The organism is Actinorectispora metalli (assembly GCF_056323685.1).
Genome location: NZ_JBREYE010000002.1, coordinates 1254220 through 1278768, shown reverse-complemented (window position 1 = coordinate 1278768; position 24549 = coordinate 1254220). Strand labels below are relative to the sequence as shown.

Sequence of the window (24549 nt, the reverse complement as noted above, 5' to 3'; positions counted from 1 at the left end):
CTCAGTCGGCGGGGGTCGACTCGTAGGCCGCCAGTGCGGCGATCAGGCGGGGGAGGTCGGCGGCCCGTGTGGTGTCCAGCCGGGTGAGTGAGGCGATCTTGCGCAGGCGGTAGTCCACCGTGTTGGGGTGGATGTGCAGCAGGCCCGCGGTCTGGCGCCGGTTCAGGCCGCTGTCCAGGTAGGTGCGCAGGGTGTCCAGCAGTTCCGGTTGCTCGGCCACCGGGCGGAACAACCGCGCCAGTTCATCGCGTGCGGCGCTGGGCCTGGTGAGCTGGTACTCCAGCAGCAGATCGTCCAGCCGGTACACCTCGGGCGCCCGGCGATGGGCCAACGCCACCTCCAGCACTTCGCGCGCCAGCTTGGCCGCGGCGGGCACGCCGTCGGGCTTGGTGGACGCCGCGCCCGCGGTGATCTCCGCGCCCGCGGCGCGGCTCATCCGATCCCGAAGCTCCCGGAGCCGAGGCCAATCCGCGTCGGCCTTGTCCACGGGGAGCAGCACCAGCCCGCCTTCGGGCGACAGGGTGGACAACACGGCCCCGCGGGCCTGCCAGTCCAACTCGGTGCGGAGCCTGCGCAGTTTGCGCCGGGCGGCGACGGCGGGGTCGACGGTGACGGACAGCTCGTCGGGATGCGGCGCGATGTGTAGCGCCAACACCAGGTATGCCGCGGGCAGCGGAAGCTCCATGCGGCGTGCGGCCTCGTCGGCGGGCTCGCCGTCGAGCAGGGCGGACAGCAGGCTGTGTCGCGCCACGTGCTGCTCGCCGAAGATCACCTTCTCCTCGGCGAGATACCCGACGGTCACGGCGGCACTGACGCGCTGAAGGAACCCGAGTTGCAGCGCGTAGATGTCCAGCAGGGCCTCCATGTCCTCCTCGGTGGTCCGGGCGCGCATCGCGTCCCAGCACACGCCGATCCCGAGGTGGTAGGCGGTGAGGACGACCTCAAGGGGCACGCCTTCCTCGGCCCGTCGCGCCGCCGACTCGCGGAGTGCGGCGAATTCGGCGTCGTCGGGATACTGGCCGGTGGCGATCACCTGGGCGAACAGCCTGATGCTGTGCTCGACCACCCTGGCGATGTCGCCTGCCAGCTCCTCTCCCGGCAGCTGGCGGTAGACCGGCAGCTGCTCGGTCAGCCGGGAAAGGACGGCGGGCACCAAGTCGGGCAGGTCGTCGACCAGCATGCGGTCGAGCGGCGCGACCGTGACGAACGGTCTGTTACCCATCACAGACTCCCGGCCTCCAAGTCTGGACGAATCCCAGCGGGGGGACGCTGATGTGTGCCACATCATGTGAAGCACACAACCTACTCTGAAGTAACTTGTTCGGAAAGGGCCCGCCGTGCGTCGTGTCGCGCTGGTTGCCATCGCGTTGATCGCCTTCCTCAACACTCCGGCCAGCGCGGCCACCGCGCCAGGCTGGGATCGGCCCGGCCCGCATGCGGTAGCCGTGCAGCTGTTCCCGACGCACACCTTCTACGTCCCGCAGCAGCCGGACGGGAAGTTCCCGGTGATCCTCTGGGGCAATGGCACCGGCGCCGTTCCCGCGTTCTACGACGAGCTTCTGCGGCACTTCGCCAGCCACGGGTTCATCGTCGCTGCGGCGAACACCCCGATGGCCGGCACCGGGCTCGACCTGCGGCTGGGCATCGACATCCTCGCGAACCGCAACAAATGGCAGGGCGACCCGCTGTTCGGCAAGGTCGACCTGGACCACATCGGGGCCGCGGGCCACTCGCAGGGCGGCATGGGCGCTCTCAACGCCGCGGCCGATGAGCGCGTGGACACCGTGATTCCGTTCCAGCCCGGTCCCGATGGCCCGACCCAGGGTTTGCACGGACCGGTGTTCTTCCTGGCGGGCGACAACGATCAACTGGTGCCGTCCAGCACGGTCGGCAGTTACTTCCGCGGTGCCGAGCACGTGCCCGCGGTCTTCGGTGCCCTCAAGCGCGCCGACCATTTCGAGCCCGTCATGCACGGCGGTCGCTTCCGCGGCCCGGCCACGGCGTGGTTCCGCTACCACCTGGCGGGCGATGAATCCGCCCGCGCCGAGTTCTACGGTCAGACCTGCGCACTCTGCGACCACGCCGATTGGACCGTCCAACGCAACGCCAAAGCCCTTGCGAGTTGACAGGCGGCGTCGGCCGATCGCGAACGATTATTAATTGCCCGTTACCCACCACTCACGGTCGTATGGCGGACGGGGTGTGGAATCACGTTCCGCGGTGGAAATGCGCGACTAACGAGACGCACATGTTGCGCTGATTGGCTGCGTGCGCGCTGGAAAATCCAGCGTACCGGCGTGGTCAATCGTCTGAATGCGCGTCCGGGTGACCCCTTCGGGGGGAGGCAACGTGCGTTTGCTGGTACTCACCGTGGCTGTGGACCCGTTTCGGATATTGCCCGCCCTGTCGTTGTTGGCGCATGACGTTCACCGGGAACCGCCGGTGACGGGTTCGCTGATCGGCGGTGAGCCCTACGACGCGGTGTTGGTAGACGCCCGCACCCAACCCACGAACGCAGCCAGGCTGTGTCAGCGAATTCGGGCGACGCGGATGTTCATGCCGCTGGTGGCGGTGGTGGCCGAGGACAGCCTGGGCAGCGACTGGTCGCAGGCTCGGATCGACCAGTTGGTGTTGGAGACGGCGGGGCCCGCGGAGGTGGATGCCAGGTTGCGGCTGTTGCGACCGCGGGTCGTGGACGGGGTGACGGCGTCGGGGGCGCTGGTGGTGGGGGATTTGGTGCTGGACGAGCACACCTACACGGCGTTGATCGGTGGGCGGAAGATCGCCCTGAGCCACCGGGAGTTCGAGCTGCTGCGTTATCTCGCGCAGCACGCGGGGGAGCCGGTGACGCGGCATGAGTTGCTGCACGCGGTGTGGGCGGGCAACGAAAGCTGTGGTGAGCGCACGGTGGACGTGCATGTGCTGCGGCTGCGCGACAAGTTCGGCCCCGCCTACCGGCAGGTCATTCGGACCATTCGGTATCAGGGCTACAAGCTGATCGCGCCCGCGGCCCGATTGGCCGAGACAGGGTGAGGAGCACTTAGCAACATCGGAACGTCGATGTCATATGGCGCAACCAAAGTTCTGGTGCACTCGGGCGCACCAGCATAGGAGGGCGAATCAACGTGACTTCGACCGAAACGGGCATTCTGCCGCTGTCGCAAGAGGCGCAGGATCTGTTGTTCCGCCAGGCGCGCACGGCCAACAGTTTCAGCGACGAGCCGGTCACCGATGCGCAGCTGGAGGGCATTTACGACCTCCTGAAATGGGCGCCTACCTCCGCCAATACGCAACCGCTTCGGATCGCCGCGGTGCGCAGCCCGGAAGCCAAGGCGCGGCTGCTGCCGCATATGGCCGAGGGCAACCGGGCGAAGACCGCATCCGCGCCGGTCACCCTGCTGCTGGCGGCCGATCGCGATTTCGACGCCTATATGCCTCGGCTGTTGCCGTTCGCGCCGGAGATGCGGGAGATGTTCGCCGACCCCGAGGTCCGCGCGCAGGCCGCCGACTACAACGCGACCTTGCAGGCCGGATACGCGATCCTGGCCATCCGCGCCGCCGGGCTGGCCGCGGGGCCGATGATCGGTTTCGATCCCGTGGGCATCGATCGGGAGTTCTTCTCCGGCGGCAGCAACCACATCGTGCTGGTGGTCAACGTGGGCAAGCCGGGCGTTGACCCGTGGTTCGACCGCCTGCCGCGGTTGGATTACGACGAGGTAGTAACCGTCCTCTGAGGACCGTTGAGCACTCCGGGCAATCGAAGTCGCTCACGCGCATCAACATTTCCTGATCGCCGTGTGCGAATTTCCGTGATGGGCTGCACCAATTCCCCGCGCATTGGTGTGACCGCGCTCTCGGTTGCGCGAGATGGTTCTGTTACAGATAAGCAAAAGAAGCGACATCATGGGCAATAGTCGGGTGCTTGACTTTCCTCATGCACGAACCACCGAGATGTTCTCGCCCGGAGAATCTCTGCCGAATGAAACCGGACGAGTTCGCATGCGCGGACCGGAGAAGTGCATCACCGTGTACCCCTCAGATAGAGGAGCCATCTTGAACAAGAACCACTCCGCCTCCAGCGAATCCACCGGCGCGGCGCGTCGGGTCGGTCGGGTGGCCGCACTGGCGGCGCCGTTCATCGCGCTGTCGCTGCTCGGTGCGGGCAACGCTTCCGCGGCCGAGGCCCACCCCACCCACGGCGGCGAGGACCCGGTCACCAACCTGGTCAGCGCGATTTCTCACCACTGGATCGAGCACCACGAGGGCAAGTCCCTCCTGGACGAGCCTGCCGTCATCCTCGGCGACCCGCAGGGCTACGTGGAAATCCACCTCGAGATGCTTAAAGACGGCCTCACCTGATCGTCAGCCGCGATCAAGGTGTGAGGTGGCCCGCCGTCCCGTGGCCGGCGGGCCACCTCGGTCGTTGACAGAGCAAGTTCGCCCTCCCGCAGGTCGCAACCCATCCGTCCTCTTGGGAGGAGATCGATGCAGGCACCCGACGTCGTCGAGCGCGCAACGGCGCTGCGCCCGCTGCTCGAAGACCAGCGGGCGATGGGTGACGAACTGCGCCGCCTGACCGGCGAGACGGTCACCATGCTGGAAAGCGCGGGCCTGTTCCGCCTATTCGTGCCCGCCCGATTCGGCGGGCTGGAATGCGGACTGCGCACCGCGATCGACGCCACCGCCGAGATCGCGAAGGCCGACCCCTCAGCGGCCTGGGTCGTGATGATCCTCGGCTCCGCGAGTTGGATCACCGGCCTCTACCCGGTCGCCGCCCAGTCGGAGCTCTACTCCGCAGGCCCCGACACCCGCGTGTGCGCGGTATTCACCCCCAAATCCACCGCCCGCCGCGTCGACGGCGGCTGGCGGCTCACCGGCCGGTGGGCGCCCGCCTCGGGCTGTCTCCACGCGCAGTGGGCCATCCTCGGCTTCCCCATGGTGGACGCCGACGGCGAGAACCGCGGCCCCGGTTTCGCACTGGTCCCACTGAGCGAACTGCGAGTCGAGGACACCTGGTTCACGGTGGGCATGCGCGCCACCGGCAGCAACCTGCTCATCGGCGACGACGTGTTCGTTCCCGAACACCGCGTGCTGTCCGCCCGCCACGCCGTCGCGGGCCGCTACCCGAACGAACCCGCCACCCCCCGCTACCGGTCGGCGTTCTTCCCGACACTGGCCGCGTTCATGATCGCCCCCTACCTCGGTATGGCCGAGGCCGCGCTGGACTTCGTCGTGGAGCAGGCGGGCAAGCGCGGCATCGCCTTCACCGACTACGCGGTGCAGGCGGAATCCACCGCGTTCCAGTTGGCCGTCGCCGAGAGCGCCGCCAAGCTGGACGTGGTCCGCCTGCTCGCGCGCAACGCCGCCGACACCATCGACGGCCACGCCGCGGCGGACACGTACCCCGACTACCTGACCCGCGCCAGGGTCCGCCTGCACACCGGCCACGCCGTGAAGCAGTGCCTGGAGATCGTGGACACCCTGATCTCCGCCCACGGCGCCGCCGCGTTCGCGGAGTCCAATCCGCTGAGCGTCTACCTGCGCGATCTGCACACCGCCGCCCGCCACGGCGTGGCCAGCCCCGCCACCAACAACGAACTGTTCGGCCGGGCGCTGCTGGGTGTGCAGCCCAACATCACCGAGCTGATCTAGCCCCGGGGACACCCATGACGACCACAGCGCTGCGCACCGAGCGCAACCCCACCAGACTCCGAGCCCACACCCGAGAGATCGACACCGACGAGCCCCTGCTGGACATGCTGCCCAGCCCGCAGCGCGTGCTGTCCTGGGTGCGTGGGGGAGAGGGCCTGGTCGGCTGGGGCGAGGCGTTCCGCATCGCCACCCGAGGCGCGACCCGCTTCCGCGCCGCCGACGCCGCCTGGCGGCAGGTGGCCGCCACCATCGACGTCGAGGACGAGGTCGGCCTACCCGGCAGCGGCCTGCTCGCCTTCGCCAGCTTCGCCTTCGCCGACGACCCCGGCCAATCGGTCCTGATCGTCCCCCGAGTCATCGTCGGCCGCCGCGACGGCCGCACCTGGATCACCGAAATCAGCGGCCACCGCCTCGGCTCCCTGGGCACCAGCCGACCGGTGGCGGAACCCGGCCCCCTGCGCTGGCGGGAAGGCAGCCTGCCCACCGGCCGCTGGCGACAAGCCGTCGCCGAGGCCGTCGACCGCATGGGTGCGAAGCGCGCCGGCCTCGACAAGGTGGTGCTGGCCCGCGACCTGCTCGCCGAGGCCGCCGACCCGATCGACGCGCGCTTCGTGCTGCGCAGGCTCGCCGAGAAGTACCCGTCGTGTTGGGCCTTCGCCGTGCAGGGCCTCGTCGGCGCCACTCCCGAACTGCTGCTGCGGCGTTACCAAGGCGAAGTCAGCTCTCAGGTATTGGCAGGCACGAGCTGGCGGGCCGATCAGAACCTCCTGGAGTCGCCCACCTATCTGCGGGAGCACCGCCTCGCGGTGGAGTCGCTGGTGGCGCAGCTCAGCCCACACTGCTCCCGCTTGGACACCGACGGGCCGTTCGTGTTGCGGCTGCGCAACGTCGCGCACTTGGCCACCGATGTGCGCGGAGTACTCGACCCGCGCCAGCCGTCGCTGCTGGAACTAGCCGGGCAGGTCCACCCCACCGCAGCCGTCGGCGGAACTCCCCGCGTGGACGCCGTGCGGGTGATCGCCGAGTTGGAGGGCGGAGCAGGCCTGGACCGAGGCCGCTACGCCGCACCGATCGGCTGGATCGACGCGACCGGCGACGGGGAGTTCGGCCTCGCACTGCGATGCGCGCAGCTTTCCGGGCGGCAGGCCCGGCTGTTCGCGGGCGGCGGGCTGGTAGCGGGCTCCGACCCGGACGCCGAGGTGCAGGAGACCCATGCCAAGTTCAGCGCCATGCGCACCGCGCTGGGCGGCTGATCAGCGAGGTTTCGAGGGAGGCGCCATGCAGCAGCCACCACCGGCCCCCACGGTCGTCGTGGACACCATGCACGCGGCGTTCCTGGCACGAGCGCTGTACGTGGTCGCCGAGTTGGGCATCGCCGATGTGCTGGTGTCGGGGCCGAAGTCATGCGCCGACCTGGCCGCAAAACTTGGCGTCGAACCCGCGCCGCTGCACCAGATCTTGCGTGCGGTCGCGAGCACCGGCTTGCTCCGCACCGACCGCCCCGAGGTGGTCGGCGTTGGCCAGACCTACTCCCTGACCGAGACGGGCCGGATGCTGGAGGAAGGCCATCCCAGCGGCACCCGCGACCTGATCCTCACCATGCAGGGTCCGACAGTGTGGAACTGCCTGGCGGTGTTGGGGGACCGCATCAGTTCAGGTCGCACTGGGCCAGAACTCGCTTATGGCGTGGCGTTCTTCGACCACCTGGCCCAGCAACCGCAGGTCGCGGCGTCGTTCAACCGCATGATGATCGCCACCGGCGCCACTGAGCCCCCGGCTGTCGCCCGTGCTTATGACTTTTCGTGGGCAGGCAACGTGGTGGATATCGGTGGCGGCATCGGCACCCTGTTGTTGGCAGTCCTGAATGAGCACCCCCACCTGGTGGGCACGGTGTTCGACCGCGCCGAGGTAACCGAACACGCCCGAGCGCGAATCGCAGAAGCGGGCACGACCCACCGCTGCCAGGTCCGCGCAGGAAACTTCTTCGAGCGCATCCCGGCAGGCGCGGACGCTTACCTGATGTCGAGAATCCTGCATGACTGGGACGACGAGGACTGCATACGCATTCTCCGCACCTGCGCCGCCGCGATGACGCCGAGGAGCAGACTGCTCATTGTCGAGAAGGTGCTCCCCGCAGGCGACGAGCCGCACGTCGGCAAGATGCTGGACTTGGTGATGCTCACCCTCACCAGCGGCCGCGAACGCACGGCCGAGGAGTACCGTCACCTGCTGGCCGAGGCTGGCTTTCATATGCAGCGTCTGATCCCCACCGACTCGCCATGCAGCATCATCGAAGCGGTGCTTGCCAGCTGAAGCCGCGTGGGCCCGTGATTGAGTTGTTCGGTTCCACCCACCCACTTGTGAGGCCTGACCTGGGGCGATAGCTGCGAGAAACGCCTGCCATCCGGAGCGTCGGAAGGCGAGAATCGGCCCGTCCGGATCTTCCAGTCCAGCCTCGTGAGTGCGGAGTTGCGTTCTAACGCAACTGTGCACTCACGAGCCTCTGCTTGGCCATGGCGCAATAGGTATCGGCTAGGCGTCTGAGCATGCGCGGGGCGCATCCTTGGTTGCGACTCCGCTCGCGAACTCGGCGATGAACTCTCTGGATTTCTGTGCGTTCAGGGCGATGTCGTCCAGCACTTCGATGGCGTGCCGATGGGCGTCGATCTCGGCGGGATCGTCGATGAACACACAACCTGTTTGGCTGTCGGGGTAGATGATTGGGCCGAAGTCCTTGAACTCCATCAGGATGAAGGCGCCAGCACTAGCCGGATGGGCTCCGACATCATCGGGGATCACCCGCACACTGATGTTCTGTCGAACTGACATTCGCAACACATGATGCAACTGGTTGGACATCACAGCGCGACCACCTACGCGTGCACGTAGCACCGGCTCGGTGATAATAAAGCGGAATTCACAACTCCAGATTCGATCCAGAACCTTTTGCCGGGCAAGCCTTGCGGCCACTCGCTGTTCGATTTCGTCGTCCGTAAGCCTGCGCCAGCTTTTCATGACAGCGTGGGTATATCTCGGAGTCTGAAGCAAACCCGGAATGAGTAGAGGTTGAACATCGGTATACCGAATTGCTGTTTCTTCGTACTCCTTGAGTGTCTTTAGCTGCTCCTGCTTCCGAGGGTTGAACTTGTGCCACCAGTTCCGCTCGGAGAGTGAGCCTGCCAAACCAACCAGGCGGTCAAATTCCGTGCCGCCTCCTACTCCACAGACAGCCAAGAATGCGATCACATCTTTCGCACTGCCGCCCCGCTTGCCGTTGAGCAGCTTGGAGACACGGCCTTGGCCCCACTTGAGGTGGCGCGCGATCTTCGCTGCGGTGAGGTCCGCCTCTTCCATGGCGCTCCGCAGGCCATCCCCGAGTTTTCGACTACGGATCGTTGGGTCTCGATCTTCCATGGCTATCCACCATACGAGCCCCGGGGACAAGGAAATCCCCGTTTCGGGCAACTGTGCCGGATTGGATGGCGGGCTTGTCCCAGGGGACAAGTCCGTCAGTTGAAGGCCGCCAGGAGTCCGACATTCGCAATGCGTTCTGATACCGCGTTCTTGAGCGTCCGGTGCAATGCGCGGCGACCGGATCTGTCGATCGGGACCTCCACCACTCGCAGGCCCGAGCCGGGTTCTGCGCCCGCCGACAGCGCTGCGAGCAACTCCGCCGAATTCGTCACCAGTGTGTGGGCGACCCCGTTGGCCTGGCACAGGGCGCCGATATCCGTTCCGTGTGGCGTGCCGAAGAGGCGCTCGAAGGCGTGCGCGTACTCCGGAGCGCCCTGTTCCAGCAGCGTGAACACACTCCCTCCATCATCGTTGGCCACCACGATGGTCAGGTCCGGCCGCGGCTCCTGCGGACCTGCCAACAATCCATTCACGTCATGGCGAAACGTCAGATCACCCAACAACGCATACGACGGACCGCCATGCACCAGCGCGGCACCGACCGCCGCCGACACCACCCCATCGATTCCCGCGACACCCCTGTTGCCCAACACCGTCACATCGCCCCGTGGCCGCGCCATCAACGCCAGATCCCGCACCGGACTCGACGGCCCAGCGAACAACATCGCCCCGCTGGGCAACCCGTCCACCACCGCGCGCGCCAGCGATGGACCGGTACCCGTACCTGATGTCGCCTGATCGAGCGCGGCGTCCAGCCCTGCCGCAACCGCGTCGTCCGCCCGCCGCCAATGTTCCGCGAAATCCGCCGTCGGTGACCAATCGTCCGGCAGTGCGCCCACCGCGCGCACGGAGCCGACCGTGTCCGTCCACAACAGGCGGGATGGTCCCGGTGCGGCGAACACGTCAATGCGCTTATCGCCCAACAACTGCTGCACGACTCGATGCAGAGTCGGCCTGCCCACCACGATTACTTGACGTGGCAGCAGCTCCGGCGCCGAACCCGACAGCGCCTCGGCCAGCAACCACACGCCCGCTCTTAGCGACCGGTCCCACAGCGGAGACCCCGGTTCGGCCACGACCGGCAACCCCGCAGGCACGACCCCCGCCCCACCCTGCCCGCCGAGTATCAGGGTCGGTGCGTCCGGGTCCACCGGCAGCGGGTCCAATTCTTCCCGATACGCGGCGATTCGCGTCCACGACACGCCGTCCGGTCGACCGCACAAACGTTCGAACCAGTTCGCCGAGCCATCCGGTACCAGCGGCTCGCGGAACGGCACATTGACATGCACCGGCCCCGCAGGCCCGGACACCGCGCCCGTCGCCTTCGCCACCACCCGGTCGACCGCCGACCGCCACAGCGCCTGCTGCCCAGCCCGCGGCTCGGCGACCGGCAACACCACCGACGAACGCGTCGCCGACCCGTACAGGCCGTGCTGGTCGATCGTCTGGCTGGCGCCGGTCCCGTACACCTCGATCGGCCGGTCGGCGGTGATCACGATCAGTGGGACGCCGCTGTAGGAGGCCTCCAACACGGCGGGATGCAGGTTCGCCGCCGCCGTGCCCGAGGTGCAGACCACCGGTACCGGCCGCCCGGAGCGCATCGCCAGCCCCACCGCCAAGTACCCGGCGCTGCGTTCGTCAATCCGCACATGCAGCCGCAGCCGGGCATCCCGGTCGGCCGCGTGCAACGCGAATGCCAGCGGCGCATTGCGCGAGCCGGGACACAGCACGGCGTCCCGGACTCCGCTCCGGATCAGCTCGTCCACCAGCACGGATGCCTGCGCGGTTGAGGGGTTCACGAAGCGAAACTAAGCGCGGCGGGTTGCCCGAGATGACAGCGCCGTCAACTACAAGCAAATCCCCGACAAGAGGGCACAAGGAAAGCGTATGCCCTGCTCACAGGACGGGAAGCGCCCTCGCTTTCGCCCTCGCGGCCCGCCGAATCGCACTCAGCCGCTCGTGGAAGGGGTGGTGCCGATTCTGATCCAGATTAAGCGGCAGATCGACCTGATTGATGGCAGCCGATTCCACCAACCACGGCTCGGGACACACATACCACGAAACCCTGGCATGGGTGTCCATCCAGTCCGATAGCTCCTTCTCACCGCCCTCGGCGAAGATCAGACGCTCGGAGCTGCCGACCCTACGAAGTGGGAGTTCCAGTAGACAGCCCAGGGTGAGGCGCAAGGTAGATGACGACGCGTTGCCGTTGAGATGGTCGCGGAGTCGAGGACGCAGCGTCCGGGTTCCGCGGGGCTTCGGAGCGATGCCGACATAGAGGAGACGGTTGGCTTCCAGTTCGCCGACCAGCGGAACGGTGAACTGCCAGCCGTAGACGCCGGGTTTGGCGGGTACCGGTGAGGGGCGGACCAGGAGCTCTCGGCGAGTCCACAATTTGTCCGGAAACTGGAGTTTGGCAATGAGTTCCGGCCCGGCGCAGCTGTGTGCGCTCGCGTTCATCCTTATATTCTGCCGCTGCGGAGTTCGCACGCGCGTACGAATCCACGGACTTGTCCGCTCGTGTCCTCCCATTGTGTGTTCAGTGGTGCGACGATGCAGATTCCACGTGGATGGGGGATCGAGTGTCCGCTTCACGGCATCGGCGGCTGATCGCCGCAGGTCTGGGTTGTGTGCTGCTGTCCGTTATGGCTGTGCCCGCTGGTGGTGCCGCTGTGTTGGGCGGGTGCTCGCCGGTGATCGATGAGCGGGTGTTCGCGAATGCCGCGCAGCTTCGGGAGCTCGACGCGAAGGTCGCGAGCTTCGGGTTGCGGTCGACCGGGAGTCCGGCGCATGAGCGCATGATCGACTGGGTGGAGGACAGCGTCGAGCGGATGCCCGGGTTCCGGGTGGAGTCGCAGACGTTCAAGATCCAGCGGTGGCAGCCGGAGGGCGGCGACCTGGAGAAGGCGGGCGGCCTCGGTGTCGTCGAGGCTGGGGGAGCGGTTCGGGTGGTGCCGGTGGCGGGGGCCATTCCCTACAGCCTGCCGTCGCAGGGCAGCGCGGGAGAGTTGGTGCACCTGCCGCTGACCGAGTCGATCACCGCGGCGAACGCGCGGGGCAAGGTCGTGATGCGGGACTTCCCCGAGGTGGACCGGGGGTACTTCGCCGAGCCCGCCCTCAACAAGGACCTCACCGACGCCGGGCTGGCGGGTGCCGCCGGGCTGATCGTGGCGTTCGACTTTCCCCGCGAGCAGGTGCGGGGCTACTGGGACCCGCACTTGGGTACGCACTACCGGGTGCCTGGGGTGTTCGTGGGTGTGGATGAGGCCCAGCAGCTCAAGCAGTCGGTCGGCAAGCAGGTGAAGGTGTCGGTGTCGGCGCGCCGGGATGCCGCCGACACGCGGTCGCTGATCGCGACTCTGCCCGGTCGCAGCGCGGAACGGGTCGTAGTGGACACCAACACCGACGGCAACACCTGGGTGCAGGAGAACGGCAACGCGGCGCTGCTGGCGCTGGCGGACTACTTCGCGCGGCAGCCGCTGCGGTGCAGGCCGCGCACCCTGGAGTTCGTCTTCGCGACCGGCCACCTGCACCGGCCCGCGGAGGGTACCGAGTTCCGCGCCCGGCAACTGGACGCCGAGTACGACAAGGGCACGGTGGCGTTCGCGATGGCCATCGAGCACCTTGGCACCCGCGAGATTCTGCCCGCACCGCGTACCGATGGGCCGGGCCGCGACCTCAAGCTGACCGGCGCGGCCGAGAACACGGCGTGGTTCTTCGGCAATCCGCTGTTCGCGACCACCGCCATCGAGGCGACCACTCGGCGCGGCGTGGACCGCACGTACTTCCTTCCCGGCGGTGACCTGCCCAATCCCGTGCGGGTTCCGCCGAACTGTTCCTTCGGCGGCATCGGTGGGCTGTTCCACGGGCACCTGATTCCCACCCTGGCCACGATCTCCGGGCCGTGGTCGCTGTGGGCGCCCTCGTTCGGCGAATCCGCCATCGATCACGAACGCATGCGCCGACAGACCCTGGCGGCGGGGGACATGCTGCTGACCCTGAACAGCCTGCCCCGTGAAGTCATCGCGGGCCAGTACCCGGCCTGGCGTTTGGCTCGGTCCCTGGGTGCCCCGACCTGCCCGCACGACCTTCCGCCGGAGCAGGCGCCGTAGCGGCTACTGCTGGTCTTCGGCGAAAACCTCGGTCAGCAGACCGTCCGCGGCGGGCGGGTAGGTGAGGAGCTGCTGGGGGTCGGTGATGCCCGCTCGGTTGAGGTGGGCGTCCCTACTGACCGGGGTGTTGGGAACGACGTCGAGGGCCGCGGTGCCGCCGAGTGCGGCGTCGGGGCTCTCCAGGTCGCGGTTGCCCCGTTTCGCCGTCACCGTGATGTTGCTGTCGCCTGCCACGACGGGGTTGCTGAGGATCTGGTCGACCATGTCCTCGTGGTAGTAGGCGGCGCGGAGCCACGGGTGTTGGCGGGCGGCGTTGAGGCGCAGTGGCGTGATCACAGGCAGTTCCAGACGAAGATCAGGTGCTGATTGGTCACGGTCGCCTTGCAGAGGGCTTGGACCTCGCCAAGCCAGGTGCGCAGCGAGAGGGCGGAAATGCCTTCCAGCTCGGGGAACTGGCTCCAGTCGGTGGCCAGCGCGTCGAGATTCTGGTCGCCGACGGCGGGCAGCAGGCGGATGGTGCGTTCGCTGAGGGTGGTGACGACGGGCGCGGTGTAGAGGTTGGGCTGCTCGACGGGGGTGGACACCGCCGTGTCCAGGGCTTCCTCGATGGACGTATGCGACAGCAGCACGTCGAGTACCGCCAGGGCGGCCGGGTCGAGCCCGCGTGCCCGCACGGTGGGAAAGCCGAAGGACTGCGGGTCAGGAAACCCGGCCTCGCGGTAGGCGGGCAGGGAAGCGGGTGCGGCGCTGAACACGTCGGTGATCATGGTTTCCCGTCGCCGATACGGCAGTTGCGGATGGTCAGTCTAGTCACGCAGCGTGCTCCTCACTCGGCGATGCCGCGGTCCCGGAGCACGAGTAGCTCGTCCCGGTACTCGGCGAAGTTCTTCGACCTGGTGGGGGCCGCGGCCACCACTGAGTCGTACGGGCCGGCGAGGACACGTTCCAGGACGAGCTGTGCATAGATGGGCAGCTCATCCTTGGTGGCCTCGGCGGCGCGGTCCTTGTGGATCAGGAACTGGGTCTCCGGATCGCGGCGGACGAGATGACCGGGGATGTCGAAGAGTTCGGAGTCGGCGAACTTCGCCTCGGTGATATCGAGCGCCCAGTCGACCTTTGAATACATTTCGGCCGCCGCGGAGCGGAATTCGTCCCGCAGGGCTTGCGAAAGCGAGGTGGACGCGGGGCTCGCGATGAAGTGCATCATATTGCCGCGCAGGACGACCCGTTCGAATACGCATGCCTCGAATCGGACGGACGAGGGGGCGGCGAGCCCGTCGACGGTGATGTCCTGGAAGTGGATTCCATGGATTACCACGTTTCCGGTGCGGCAGTTGGACAGCGTGATGTTCGAGACGACGAAGTCGAAGCCCGGATCGTCGTCTTGGCCGAGCACCCCGCCTTCGAACTTGCACCGGGTGAACTGGGCATCGCTCAACCTCTGCGGCGACCCGAATATCCTCCGGTATTCGAAGGTCTCTTTGGTGTATTCCTTCATTCGGTCGCCCTATTCGAAAATTTCCTTGAGCTTGGACTGCGGTATCGACGGATAGGTGATGATCTGGTCCGGGTGATCATAATAGTCGCGCTTCATATGCTTGTCGATCGAGGACTTGCTGCCGCCCGTGACGTCCACATCGTGTCCGTCACCGATGGTGAAGTCCGGAACCGACTGGCCTGGCTTCGAGGCACCCTGGTGCTTGACGTTGTCATCGAGGCGGCCGAGGTCTTCGGCGACCTTCTTCTCGATATCGGTGCCGACGTACTGGCTGCGGCGCCACGGTTCCTCTTGGCCCCGCCGAATTTGTGCAGGGCTGAGTCGTGCGCGGATGTCGGCGGCCGGGCGGTTGGCGGCGTCGTTGGTCGCCTTCTGGATGCGGTCGTAGCTGGCGCGGTCTTTGTCGCTCAGCTTGTTCTTCCACTCGCCGGGAGTCGGCTTCGGCTTCTTGGGGTCGGCCTTCCCGCCCGCGCCTTTGCCCTTGGGGCGCTTGCTCTTGCGGAGGCTTTTGCCGACCGGGGTGAAGATGCCCGCGTTGACATCGATCTTGGGCGCCCGCCCGCCGCCGCCCCCACGCCGCTTAGCCATTGAGCACCGAGTTGATCGCGAGGTCGAGGGCCTGGTCGAGCAGGAGGCCGGTGATTTCCTTGAAGATGGGGATCTCCAGGAGCGAGGCTCCGAAGGTGGGGACCGCGGTGGCGATGGCCTGGGCGATCTGGATGGCCAGCACCGTGAGCTGGACGACGACGGCGATCTTCAACGCGACCACGACGCCTGCGCAGACATACAGTCCGGTACCGATGAGCGTGGAGGCGGTCGAGCCGTCTTCGAGGTTCTGCTTGGGTGCCTCGCCGTCGGCCCAGAACTGCTGGAAGCTGTCCATCGCTTCACCGGTGTTCATGCCAAGGACGCGCTGCGCCAGACCATCGGCGTCGGCGGCGGCGGGGCCGAGTTGGTCGCCGAAGGAGGACCAGTGGCCTGCCAGGTCGAAGATCTTGCCCTCGTCGCTGGCGGGCCAGTTGAAGCCGAGGGTGTTCAGCAGGCCGGACAGTTCCGGCGGCAGCATGATGCCGGTGGTCATGACAGGCCTCCGAGCAGCCCCTGGAACGACTCCTTGACCGAGGTCTCGGCGCCCGCGTAGTTGTCGGCCATGGCCTTGAGGTTTTCGCCGATCTCGGTCAGGCCGTCGGCGTTGTCCTCGAACGATTCGAACGCGGCGCCGGAAATCGCCTGGTAGATCATCCCCAGCACCGAACCGAGGTCGTCGCCGCCGAAGGCGTCACCGAGGGCTTCGACCTGTGACCGGAAGGACGAGACCTTCCCGGCCAGTTCCTCCGAAGTCCCTAACAGCTGTTCCGCGGAGCCGCTGATCTCCTCCGCGATGAAGCTCATGCCCCCAGACACGGGCTCTCCCTTTCGTAGGGTCGGTCAGTCGATGCTGCGCATGATGTTGGTGATGCTGGTCGTGTAGGCGCGCAGGTGCTGCATGCTCTGTTCCCGCAGCGCCTCGGCCTGCCTGCTGAGTTTCTGCAACGCATCCGGATCGGGTGCGGGGCGGTCGGTCGCCGCGTTCTTCTGTTCCCAGTCGGCCAGGGCGCCGTTGACCGCTTCCTTCACGGCTGCCGCCAACTCGGCAGGGGGGAGCTGGGCCGCGACGGCGGTGAGCTCCAAGGCGGTGAGGTCGCCGTCGGCGATGGTCGCGACGACTTCGTTCGCTTCATCGCGGCCTTCGCCGATGACCGGGGGCGCCGGGTCGGTTGCCAGGCTCGACTGGGCGGAACGGACCACGTCGAGGGCGTCTTGGAACAGGAAGTCCACGTGCTGGGTCGAGGTGTCGCCTCGGATGCCGGTCTTGTCCGCGACCTTGGCCATCGACGCGTCCAGCGCGTCCTGGAAGCGGCGCAGCGTCTCACCGCTTTGCTGCGTGAACTGCGCCAGCTGGGCGCCCAGAGCGGCCAGATCCGGACCGGGATCGCCCGCGGCGGGCGCATCCACTCGCGCCTGCGCCAACGCGGCGTTGGTGGCTTCTCGCACCACGGCGGAGATCTGCGGTCGCGGCTGGGTGAGCAGACCGCGGTCGAGCTGCACTGATGCGATGCGCCGAGACCGAACCACCACGCGGACAGCGCCTGCGCCTGCTACGCCGACCGACTCTTGCTCCTCGGCAGCGGGAACGACGTCACCTGCTCGAACCGCGGCCAACCGCTTCCGCTGCTCGTCGAGAAGGACCTCGTAGTCCTCGTGCTGCTCCACTCTGCCCCCGGTGACAAATACGTGTCTGATCCCTTAATGAAGCTACCGCAGGACAAGCGAATTCGACCAGGGTTTGGCAAAGTGGCACCGATGACCTTGTGGGACATCACGTTGTGGGCCTTCTGCCGTGGGGTGGAGACCGTCGGTGCAGGTCTCCAAGGCTGTGGCCGCGTCCGCCAAGTGTCCTGATTGCTTGCGCAACAACGTAATCCGAAGCGAAGCTCGCCCTTCTCATGGGAGACGCGCGTCGTTATACAAATGTGCTTTGTGTCTCCCGAGAAGGGTGGACCGATTATTCGGGGATGGAGACTCCGCGCTGTTGCAGCCACGGCATGGGGTTGATCTTGCCGCCGTCGGGGGTCCAGACCTCCAGGTGGAGGTGCGGGCCGGTGGACTGGCCGCGGTTGCCGATCTCGGCGATGGTCTCGCCCGCGGCGACCTGCTGGCCCTCGGTGACCAGGGCGCGGTTGACGTGGCCGTAGACGGTGACCGTGCCGTCGGTGTGCTGCACGCGCACCCACAGGCCGAAGCCGCTGGCGGGGCCCGCCTCGACGACGACGCCGTCGGCGACCGAGTAGATCGGGGTGCCGATGCTGTTGGCGATGTCCAGGCCGAAGTGGGTGGTGCCCCAGCGGGCGCCGAAGCCGGAGGTGACCACGCCGTGGGTGGGGGCGACGAACTCGGGCTTGGGTTTGGCCGCCTCCTCCGCCTTCAGGCGGGCTTCCTCCTCCTGGCGGGCCTGCTCGGCTCGGACGGCTTCCTCGGCGGCCAGCCGCTGCTGAGTCAGCACCGCGCTGTTCATCAGCTTGGCCGCCTCCGCGGCGGACACCTCGGTGGGCATCCCGGCGACCAGCCTGACGTCCTGCCCATCGAGGCTGGGGTGCTGGGAGGCGTCTGCGGCCGGAACCCCGACGACGATCGCTCCCAGGGTCAGCGCACCCAGTGCGCCGAGTACCAGCCGCTTGCGTGGCTCTGCCTTCAGTGCGTGTCTACCAGACGACAATGATCACTCCTCGTAGTCGTCGGCGACCATACGTCGGCATTTTCGCTAGTCCAAACGAGTGCAAGACCGTTCAAGTTCGCGACTAGACGTAATCGTCACCGTGACATAAGGGAGCTGCGTCGGGGGTGGGTGAAGGTCAACTTCCCGCCTGACCTGGCGGTGATATCGCCCTGTAACTCACACGGGCGAGGCTCGCGCGCCGACGTCGCAGCGTGATCAAGGTTGACGGCCTGTGAGCAGGGTCTCCGTCGGACTGTGCGTTGCGTCACACGGGCGCAACGTCCGGAGTCGCGGTGTGTCTAAGGCGCGGACGAAGGTCAACTCCAGCTGATCTCGCCTGCTCCGGTGACCGGGCCGTGGTCGGTCAGCAACTCGACGGTACCGGTACTGCGCAGGCTGCCGGAGCCATCGGGGCGGAGGGTGAGAACGGGGCTGCGGAAGGCGCCGCTGCCGCAGCGCAGCCTGCCTTCGGCGGTGGGTTCGACACCGAGCATCCGCAGGTAGGCCAGCAGCGGCTGGGAGTGGCTGTGCAGGTTCGCCACCGGGTAGGCCTGCATCGCCACCCCCAGCAGGGCCACCGCCCAGGTCTCGCCGGGACGCTCGTGCTCGGGCGGGAGGTAGGAGTCCGGGCCGGACACGGTGCCCGACCAGATGTGCGGATAGGCCTTGGTGTGCGCGTGCAGGCTCATCCGACGCAGCTCGTCCCAGGCCAGGTCGGGGTGGTGGTGGGCGGCGGCCCAGATCAGCGGCAGGTTCACCGACGGCCATACCGAGCCCCGCTCGCCGTCGGGGTCGGGCCAGCGGACGCGGGCGCCCAGCGGGGAGCCCGCCCGGCAGGTGTCGTCGATGGTCTCCAGCAGCGTGCGCGCCTGGGCGGGCGTGGTGGCGCCGCACAGGATCGCCCAGGGCTGGACTTCCAACCACAGGTCCTTCTCGCCGACCGGGTCGATGCCGGGGCCGTGGGCGCGGCGAAACCAGCGGCCGTTCCACTCGGCCGCCACCCGGTCGCGCAGGACCGCGGCCCAGCCGCGGGCCTCGGCGGCGGTGGCGGTGTCGCCGAGGCGGTCGGCGAGGGCGGCGTAGACGGGCAGCACCCAGGCGGCGAGGGCGGAGTTGAGCACGGATTCCCCACGTTCGATCATGGCGTCGCGGTCGATGTCGACCTCTTCGAGGACGAAGTCGTTCCAGTCGGCGTTGAGGAGCCGGATGTGGCCGTGTTCGCCGACGCCCACCTCGTCGCGGAGGAAGCGGAACTGGCGGCGCAGGTGCTCACCGAGCGGGACCGGGTCCGCGCCGTGGGTCGGGTGGTAGGGCACTTCGGCGGCGAACGCGGCGAGGTCGCCGGTGGCGATGGCGTACTCCGCTGCGAGCCACAGGGACCAGATCTGCTGGTCCGAGGGGCGGAACCGTTTGGTCCACGGATTCTTGTGCCCGTCCAGGGCGTAGGGGAGGTCGCCGTCGGGGCTGCCCCAGGCGCAGGTGTTGCGCAGCACCGACAGCGCGAGATCGGGTTCGAGGTACACCAGCGGCAGCGCGTGCTGGAGCGGGTCGCGGGCGGCGCCGTTGAAGCCGTGCCGGAACGAGTACGCAGAGCCTTGGTCCAGGGTGTGTCCGCCCAGCAACCCGTCGGCGCAGGCGGCTCCGGTGAGCAGCGCCGCATGCCACGGCACCTCGGCGGCGGCCTCGGGTGCTCGCTCGGCTGTCGCTTCCGGCAGTCGTTCCCGCAGGGCCGCGAGGCTTGAGGTGTAGCAGGATTCGGGGTCGGCGAAGTCGGTGCCGTCGTCCAGGCCGCAGCGGAACCAGACGGTCTGCGTCGCGCCCGCGGGCACCTCTATACCGACAGCCAGCGACAGGGGGCCGGTGTCGGCGGTGATGCGCCGACCCTCGGAGCTTTCCAGCAGGAGCGTGGGCAGGCCGGTCGGCGGTCGGTCGCGGGACGGACCGAATTCGAGGTCGACCAGTCGGGGCCGGACTTCCCACTCCTCGGTCAGCGTGCCGAGCAGCGGCTCGGAGCCGCGGTTGACGACCTCGACGCGGACCAGCACCCACGGTGCCTTGCCCTCCGGGCACAGCACGGTGCGCTCCAACTCGGCGTCCTCGTTGCCTGCCCGCACCCGAGAGAACGTCGGCCCGAACAGAGTGCTCTCCGGTGCCTCCGTCGACAGCAGGCCGAGGCGGCTCACGCCGGTGTTCTCCGCCAGCCACAGGCAGCCGGTGTGCTCGTCCCATAGGCTGCTGAGGCCGTCGCTGCCCGCGACCAGGGTGATCCTGCGGTTGCCCATATGCACGCGGTGCTGCGTGGTGGGCGGGTCGAGGATTGGGTCCCACTCGACCGGCCCCGCGGTGTAGGCGAACGCGGGCAGGTCCTCGGCCCGGGTCCAGGCACCGAACGAACTCATCCGCGGACTCCAACCGATCGCAGGGTCTGATATTGACCTTGCCGAGTCCGTACCCCCGCGTCGAGCCGAATCCACCGCGCGGTGAGCAACCGCACGTCGCGGGATGGCGGATGAAGCCGCCGAGGTCGGTATCCACCCGCCCCCCAATGAGCGGGCGACACCATGAACTCGGGGACTGTCTCGGCGGCTTCCATCCGGTCGACCCGTCCGGTCGACGTGGCAAAGTCTTCGCAACGATCACCAATCGCGGCAGTGGTCTCCCGTATCCCTCCGGCGGCAGGTCAGGGATACGGGTGCCTGCCAGCGGAGACAGCGGATGGGCAGGCGACGCCACGTATTCACTCGAATGGGTCATGCCGGTATCGATACGCTCTCGGGGCTGCGGGATTCACCTGGGGGAACGGCGTGCTGTGGGGGCGCGCCAGGTGTGGATCTTCGCTGCCACCGGGGAAAAGGGTTGCTGGGCAGGGGGGAACTGCTGTGGCAAACGAGTCGTGTTTCGCTACGGAACTTCGTCGTCTTCGCACCGCCAGAAGTCTGTCGCTGGCCGATTTGTCGCGGATGACGCACTACAGCAAGGGGTACCTGGGCAACGTCGAGAACCGGCGCAAACCACCGAGCGCCGACTTCGCGCGAAGACTCGACGACGCCCTCGACGCGGGCGGGGCGCTGGCCAGGCTCGCGGTGGATACCGAGCAGGCGCCGGGCTGCCCCTACCGCGGGCTGGAGGCGTTCAGCCCGGACGACGCGCGGTGGTTCTTCGGGCGGGAACGGGCCACCGCCGCGCTGCTGGGCCGCGTCGCGGACTGCCTACAGGGCAAGGGTCCGCTGGTGGTGTTCGGTGCCTCGGGGGCGGGGAAGTCGTCGCTGTTGCGGGCGGGTCTGCTGCCCGCCGTGGCGCGGGGAGCGCTTCCGGCGGCAGGCTCGGAGTCCTGGCCGGTGTTGGAGCTGACGCCCACCGCCAACCCGGTGGCGGCGCTGGCCGAGGGGGCCGCGACGCTGCTGTCGGCCGCCGAGAACGACCTCACCTCGGCGATTCGCGCGGGCTGCTGGGCCGGTGAGCTGCGGGCCGCGCTGGGCTCGGCCGATCGGCGGCTGCTCCTGGTGGTGGACCAGTTCGAGGAGCTGTTCACCTTGTGCGAGAACGACACCGACCGCGCCGCGTTCATCCGCGCACTGAGCGAGGCGGCGCACCGGCAGCTGGCGGTGGTCGTGCTCGGCGTGCGCGCCGATTTCTACGGGCGGTGCCTGGAGTACCCGGAGCTGGTCGACCCGGTGCAGGACAACCAGTTCGCGGTCACCGCGATGAGCCACGACGAGCTCGTCGAGGCGATCACCGGACCCGCGCGGGCCGCGCGGCTGGACTTCGAGCCGGGACTGGTCGAGCTGCTGGTGCGCGACCTGGGGGTGCCCGGCGCGGACCACAGCATGCCCGCCCGGTACGAGCCGGGCGCCCTGCCGCTGCTGTCGCACGCGTTGCTGTCCACGTGGCAGCAGCGGGAAGACAACCGGCTGACCGTGGTGGGATACCAGCTCACCGGCGGCATCCACGGCGCGGTGTGCACCACCGCCGAACGCGTCTACACCAGCCTGGACGCCGAGGGTCGGGAGGCTGCGCGGGCGTTGCTGCTGCGGCTGGTGCGCATCGACCGCGAGGGCCGCGACACCCGGCGCCGCATCCGCCTGCACACCGGGCCGATTTCCGCGTGCACCGAGGCCGCGCTGGGGGCGTTCGCGGCGGCGCGGCTGATCACCTTCGACCAGGACACCGTGGAGATCACCCACGAGGCGCTGCTGCGGGCCTGGCCGCGGCTGCGGGGCTGGATCGACGCCGACCGCGGTGGACTGCGGACGCGTCAGCAGCTCACCGAGGCTGCGGAGGCGTGGGAGAGCCGCGGGCGGGACCGGGCGCTGCTGCACCGGGGTGCGGCCCTCGCGGTCGCCGCGGACTGGGCGGCGCGTCATCCCGGTGAGCTGACCCCCGTCGAGCGGGCGTTCCTGGATGGCAGCAGGCGGGAGGAACACCGCGGCACCCGGCGGCTGCGCAGGCTGCTCGCGGCGGTCACCGTGTTGTTCCTGCTGGGTGTCGCCGCCACCACCTATGCCGTGCACACCCGCAACACCGCGGTGGAGCAACGCAATCTCGCCATCTCGCGGAAGGTGGCGGGGGAGGTGGCCACCCTGCGGTCGGCCAACCCGATGCTCGCCGCCCAGCTCAGCCTCGCCGCGTACCGGCTCGCGCCGACCGTGGAGGCGACCAGCAGTCTGCTCGCCAGCGGGGCGCTGCCGCACGCCGACATCATCACCGACTCCACCGATCTCGCCGCGGCGATGTCACTGAGCCCCGACGGCAAGACCATGGCCACCACCAGCCCCAACCGGGTCGTGCGCCTGCTGGACCTTGAGCGGACGCCCAGAACGCTGAGCACCGTCTCGGGACATGCCGAACCGGTGCTGGCCACCGGGTTCAGCCCCGACGGGAGGCTGCTCGCCACCGCGGGGCAGGACCGGACCGTGCGGCTGTGGGATGTCTCCGACCGCACCAACCCGAAACTGCTGAACACGCTGAACCGGCACACGCAGCCGGTGCGGACGCTGGCATTCGCCCCCGGCGGCCGGTTCCTGGCTACCGCGGGCGACGACCGCACGGTGGTGCTCTGGGACCTCGCCGACACCTCCCGGCCCGCGGTCGCCGCGACGCTGCCCGGCCACACCGACGCGGTGCTCGCCCTCGCGTTCGGCGGCTCCAGGCTGGCGACGGTGGGACGCGATCACCAAGTGGCGCTGTGGGATCTGAGCACCCCTGGCGCGCCTGTGTTGCTGCACAGCCTGCGTGGTCCCGCCCTGACTGCGGCGTTCAGCCCCGATGGCAGGCTGCTGATCACGGCGGGGGAGGACCACGTCATCCGCATCCACGACCTCGCCGACCCGCGGCGGGTGCGGGAGATCGCCGCGATCACCGGTCACCTGGAGCCGATCCGGGTGGTGGCGGTCAGTCCGGACGGCACACAACTTGCCACCGCCAGCGACGACCGCACGATCCGCCTGTGGGACATCACCGACCCGGTCCGACCCGAGCCGCGGACGGATCTGTCCGGACACAGCGACAACATCACCTCGCTGGCTTTCACCCCCCACGGGCGGTCGCTGGCCAGCGCGAGCGCGGACAACACCGCGCGGGTGTGGGAGATCCCCGGCCCGATGCTCACCGACCACGCCAAGGCGGTGTTCGCGGTGGCGTTCAGCCCCGACGGCACGCGGCTGGCCAGCACCAGCGACGACCGCACTGTGCGGCTGCGCGATGTCACCGACCCGCGGGAACCGCGGCCGGTTGCCACGCTGACCGGGCACACCGACACCATCCGCTCGACCGCGTTCAGCGGCGACGGCAAGCTGTTGGCCACCGCGAGCTGGGATCACACCGCCCGGCTGTGGAACCTGGCCGACAACACGCCGCTGCCGCCACTCACCGGCCACACCGGCATCGTCCGTTGGGTCGCGTTCCGCCCGGACAGCCGAGTGCTGGCCACCACCAGCGACGACCGCACGGCGCGGCTGTGGGATGTCAGCGACCCGAACCGGCCCGTGGTGCTGAGCACCCTGGCCGGGCACGCCGACACCGTGAGGTCTGTGGCGTTCAGCCGCGACGGCACCCTGTTGGCCACCGCGAGCTGGGACGGCACCGCCCGGTTGTGGGACATCCGCGACCCGCGTAATCCCGTTCATGTCGGGACGGTCACCGGGCATGGCCAAGCGGTCCGCTCGATCCTGTTCAGCCCCAACGCCGATGTGCTGGTGACCACCAGTTGGGACCGGACCGTGCGGCTCTGGGACACAGCCGACCCGCGCAACCCGAGGCACCTGTCCACATTGGCCGGGCACACCGCGACCGTGTTCGGCGTGGCCTTCAGCCCGGACGGGCGGCGGTTGGCCACCACCAGCGATGACCGCACCGTGCGGCTGTGGGACGTCGCCGACCCGGCGAACCCGAGCACGGCGGCCGTGCTGGCCGAACACGAGGCCGCGGTGTACGCCGTGGCGTTCAGCCCCGACGGCCACACCTTGGCGACCGCGGCGCACGATCACTCGGTGCGGCTATGGGACACCGACCCCGCGCGGGTGGCGTCCCGGATCTGCGGCCTGCTGCGCGAACCGATCAGCAGGCAGGACTGGGACCGCTACTTCGCGGGCATCCCCTACACCCCGCCGTGCCGCTGA

Annotated in this window: 22 protein-coding genes; 9 read left to right on the top strand and 13 right to left on the bottom strand. The window is 68.4% G+C overall.

The features are described 5' to 3' along the window. Nucleotide 1: 1 nt before the first annotated feature. Nucleotides 2–1222 carry a PucR family transcriptional regulator gene (locus ACU6XJ_RS26265; protein ID WP_476317199.1) on the bottom strand — a complete coding sequence of 407 codons (1221 nt, stop codon included), beginning with the start codon at nucleotides 1220–1222 and terminating at the stop codon, nucleotides 2–4. 115 nt (nucleotides 1223–1337) lie between these two features. Between ACU6XJ_RS26265 and ACU6XJ_RS26260 the strand changes: the two genes are divergently transcribed. From ACU6XJ_RS26260 to ACU6XJ_RS26230, 7 genes are all read left to right on the top strand, one after another. Beyond that, the gene (locus tag ACU6XJ_RS26260; RefSeq protein WP_476317197.1) at nucleotides 1338–2126 is read left to right on the top strand and encodes an alpha/beta hydrolase family protein; all 789 of its coding nucleotides are present in this window, start codon (nucleotides 1338–1340) and stop codon (nucleotides 2124–2126) included. Nucleotides 2127–2349: 223 nt separating this feature from the next. Beyond that, the gene (locus ACU6XJ_RS26255) at nucleotides 2350–3033 is read left to right on the top strand and encodes a winged helix-turn-helix transcriptional regulator (protein WP_476317194.1); all 684 of its coding nucleotides are present in this window, start codon (nucleotides 2350–2352) and stop codon (nucleotides 3031–3033) included. A gap of 86 nt (nucleotides 3034–3119) precedes the next feature. Continuing rightward, nucleotides 3120–3734 carry a malonic semialdehyde reductase gene (locus tag ACU6XJ_RS26250; RefSeq protein WP_476318643.1) on the top strand — a complete coding sequence of 205 codons (615 nt, stop codon included), beginning with the start codon at nucleotides 3120–3122 and terminating at the stop codon, nucleotides 3732–3734. A 319-nt stretch (nucleotides 3735–4053) separates the two neighbouring features. Further along, a complete protein-coding gene (locus ACU6XJ_RS26245) occupies nucleotides 4054–4359 on the top strand; it encodes a hypothetical protein (RefSeq protein WP_476317191.1) in 306 nt (101 codons plus the stop codon). A gap of 126 nt (nucleotides 4360–4485) precedes the next feature. After that, nucleotides 4486–5652: an acyl-CoA dehydrogenase family protein gene (locus tag ACU6XJ_RS26240; RefSeq protein ID WP_476317188.1), complete on the top strand. Its 1167-nt coding sequence runs from the start codon at nucleotides 4486–4488 to the stop codon at nucleotides 5650–5652. A gap of 14 nt (nucleotides 5653–5666) precedes the next feature. Then, nucleotides 5667–6905 carry an isochorismate synthase gene (locus ACU6XJ_RS26235; RefSeq protein ID WP_476317185.1) on the top strand — a complete coding sequence of 413 codons (1239 nt, stop codon included), beginning with the start codon at nucleotides 5667–5669 and terminating at the stop codon, nucleotides 6903–6905. Between the two features lie 25 nt (nucleotides 6906–6930). Continuing rightward, nucleotides 6931–7965 (top strand): methyltransferase, encoded by a 1035-nt coding sequence (locus ACU6XJ_RS26230; protein ID WP_476317182.1) that lies wholly within the window; start codon nucleotides 6931–6933, stop codon nucleotides 7963–7965. Nucleotides 7966–8184: 219 nt separating this feature from the next. Here the strand turns inward: ACU6XJ_RS26230 and ACU6XJ_RS26225 are convergent, their stop codons facing one another. The 3 genes from ACU6XJ_RS26225 to ACU6XJ_RS26215 all read right to left on the bottom strand — a co-directional run bounded on the left by ACU6XJ_RS26225 (nucleotide 8185) and on the right by ACU6XJ_RS26215 (nucleotide 11526). After that, the gene (locus tag ACU6XJ_RS26225; RefSeq protein ID WP_476317179.1) at nucleotides 8185–9066 is read right to left on the bottom strand and encodes a helix-turn-helix domain-containing protein; all 882 of its coding nucleotides are present in this window, start codon (nucleotides 9064–9066) and stop codon (nucleotides 8185–8187) included. A gap of 95 nt (nucleotides 9067–9161) precedes the next feature. Then, nucleotides 9162–10865, bottom strand: coding sequence for a 2-succinyl-5-enolpyruvyl-6-hydroxy-3-cyclohexene-1-carboxylic-acid synthase (gene menD / locus ACU6XJ_RS26220; RefSeq protein ID WP_476317176.1), 1704 nt, complete (start codon nucleotides 10863–10865; stop codon nucleotides 9162–9164). A 97-nt stretch (nucleotides 10866–10962) separates the two neighbouring features. Beyond that, nucleotides 10963–11526, bottom strand: coding sequence for a GIY-YIG nuclease family protein (locus tag ACU6XJ_RS26215; RefSeq protein WP_476317173.1), 564 nt, complete (start codon nucleotides 11524–11526; stop codon nucleotides 10963–10965). A gap of 233 nt (nucleotides 11527–11759) precedes the next feature. Here ACU6XJ_RS26215 and ACU6XJ_RS26210 point away from each other — a divergent pair, with 233 nt between their 5' ends. Beyond that, the gene (locus tag ACU6XJ_RS26210) at nucleotides 11760–13178 is read left to right on the top strand and encodes a PA domain-containing protein (RefSeq protein WP_476317170.1); all 1419 of its coding nucleotides are present in this window, start codon (nucleotides 11760–11762) and stop codon (nucleotides 13176–13178) included. Nucleotides 13179–13181: 3 nt separating this feature from the next. Here the strand turns inward: ACU6XJ_RS26210 and ACU6XJ_RS26205 are convergent, their stop codons facing one another. From ACU6XJ_RS26205 to ACU6XJ_RS26165, 9 genes are all read right to left on the bottom strand, one after another. Then, complete coding sequence (locus ACU6XJ_RS26205; RefSeq protein ID WP_476317167.1) at nucleotides 13182–13514, bottom strand: hypothetical protein; 333 nt, start codon at nucleotides 13512–13514, stop codon at nucleotides 13182–13184. Continuing rightward, nucleotides 13511–13945 (bottom strand): hypothetical protein, encoded by a 435-nt coding sequence (locus tag ACU6XJ_RS26200; RefSeq protein ID WP_476317164.1) that lies wholly within the window; start codon nucleotides 13943–13945, stop codon nucleotides 13511–13513. The genes ACU6XJ_RS26205 and ACU6XJ_RS26200 overlap by 4 nt, the downstream gene beginning before the upstream one ends. Nucleotides 13946–14004: 59 nt before the next feature. Further along, complete coding sequence (locus ACU6XJ_RS26195) at nucleotides 14005–14676, bottom strand: hypothetical protein (RefSeq protein ID WP_476317161.1); 672 nt, start codon at nucleotides 14674–14676, stop codon at nucleotides 14005–14007. 9 nt (nucleotides 14677–14685) lie between these two features. Continuing rightward, entirely contained in the window at nucleotides 14686–15264 is a 579-nt protein-coding gene (locus ACU6XJ_RS26190; RefSeq protein WP_476317159.1) for a hypothetical protein, read from the bottom strand. After that, entirely contained in the window at nucleotides 15257–15757 is a 501-nt protein-coding gene (locus ACU6XJ_RS26185; RefSeq protein ID WP_476317156.1) for a WXG100-like domain-containing protein, read from the bottom strand. The genes ACU6XJ_RS26190 and ACU6XJ_RS26185 overlap by 8 nt, the downstream gene beginning before the upstream one ends. Then, complete coding sequence (locus ACU6XJ_RS26180) at nucleotides 15754–16080, bottom strand: WXG100 family type VII secretion target (protein WP_476317153.1); 327 nt, start codon at nucleotides 16078–16080, stop codon at nucleotides 15754–15756. Before ACU6XJ_RS26180 ends, ACU6XJ_RS26185 begins: the two co-directional genes overlap by 4 nt. Before the next feature lie 24 nt (nucleotides 16081–16104). Then, the gene (locus ACU6XJ_RS26175; RefSeq protein WP_476317150.1) at nucleotides 16105–16929 is read right to left on the bottom strand and encodes a hypothetical protein; all 825 of its coding nucleotides are present in this window, start codon (nucleotides 16927–16929) and stop codon (nucleotides 16105–16107) included. A gap of 292 nt (nucleotides 16930–17221) precedes the next feature. Further along, complete coding sequence (locus tag ACU6XJ_RS26170; protein ID WP_476317147.1) at nucleotides 17222–17932, bottom strand: M23 family metallopeptidase; 711 nt, start codon at nucleotides 17930–17932, stop codon at nucleotides 17222–17224. Nucleotides 17933–18249: 317 nt separating this feature from the next. Continuing rightward, complete coding sequence (locus tag ACU6XJ_RS26165; protein WP_476317144.1) at nucleotides 18250–20331, bottom strand: GH36-type glycosyl hydrolase domain-containing protein; 2082 nt, start codon at nucleotides 20329–20331, stop codon at nucleotides 18250–18252. Between the two features lie 162 nt (nucleotides 20332–20493). On the opposite strand from ACU6XJ_RS26165, the gene ACU6XJ_RS26160 reads away from it, so the two are divergent. Further along, nucleotides 20494–24549: an nSTAND1 domain-containing NTPase gene (locus ACU6XJ_RS26160; protein WP_476317141.1), complete on the top strand. Its 4056-nt coding sequence runs from the start codon at nucleotides 20494–20496 to the stop codon at nucleotides 24547–24549.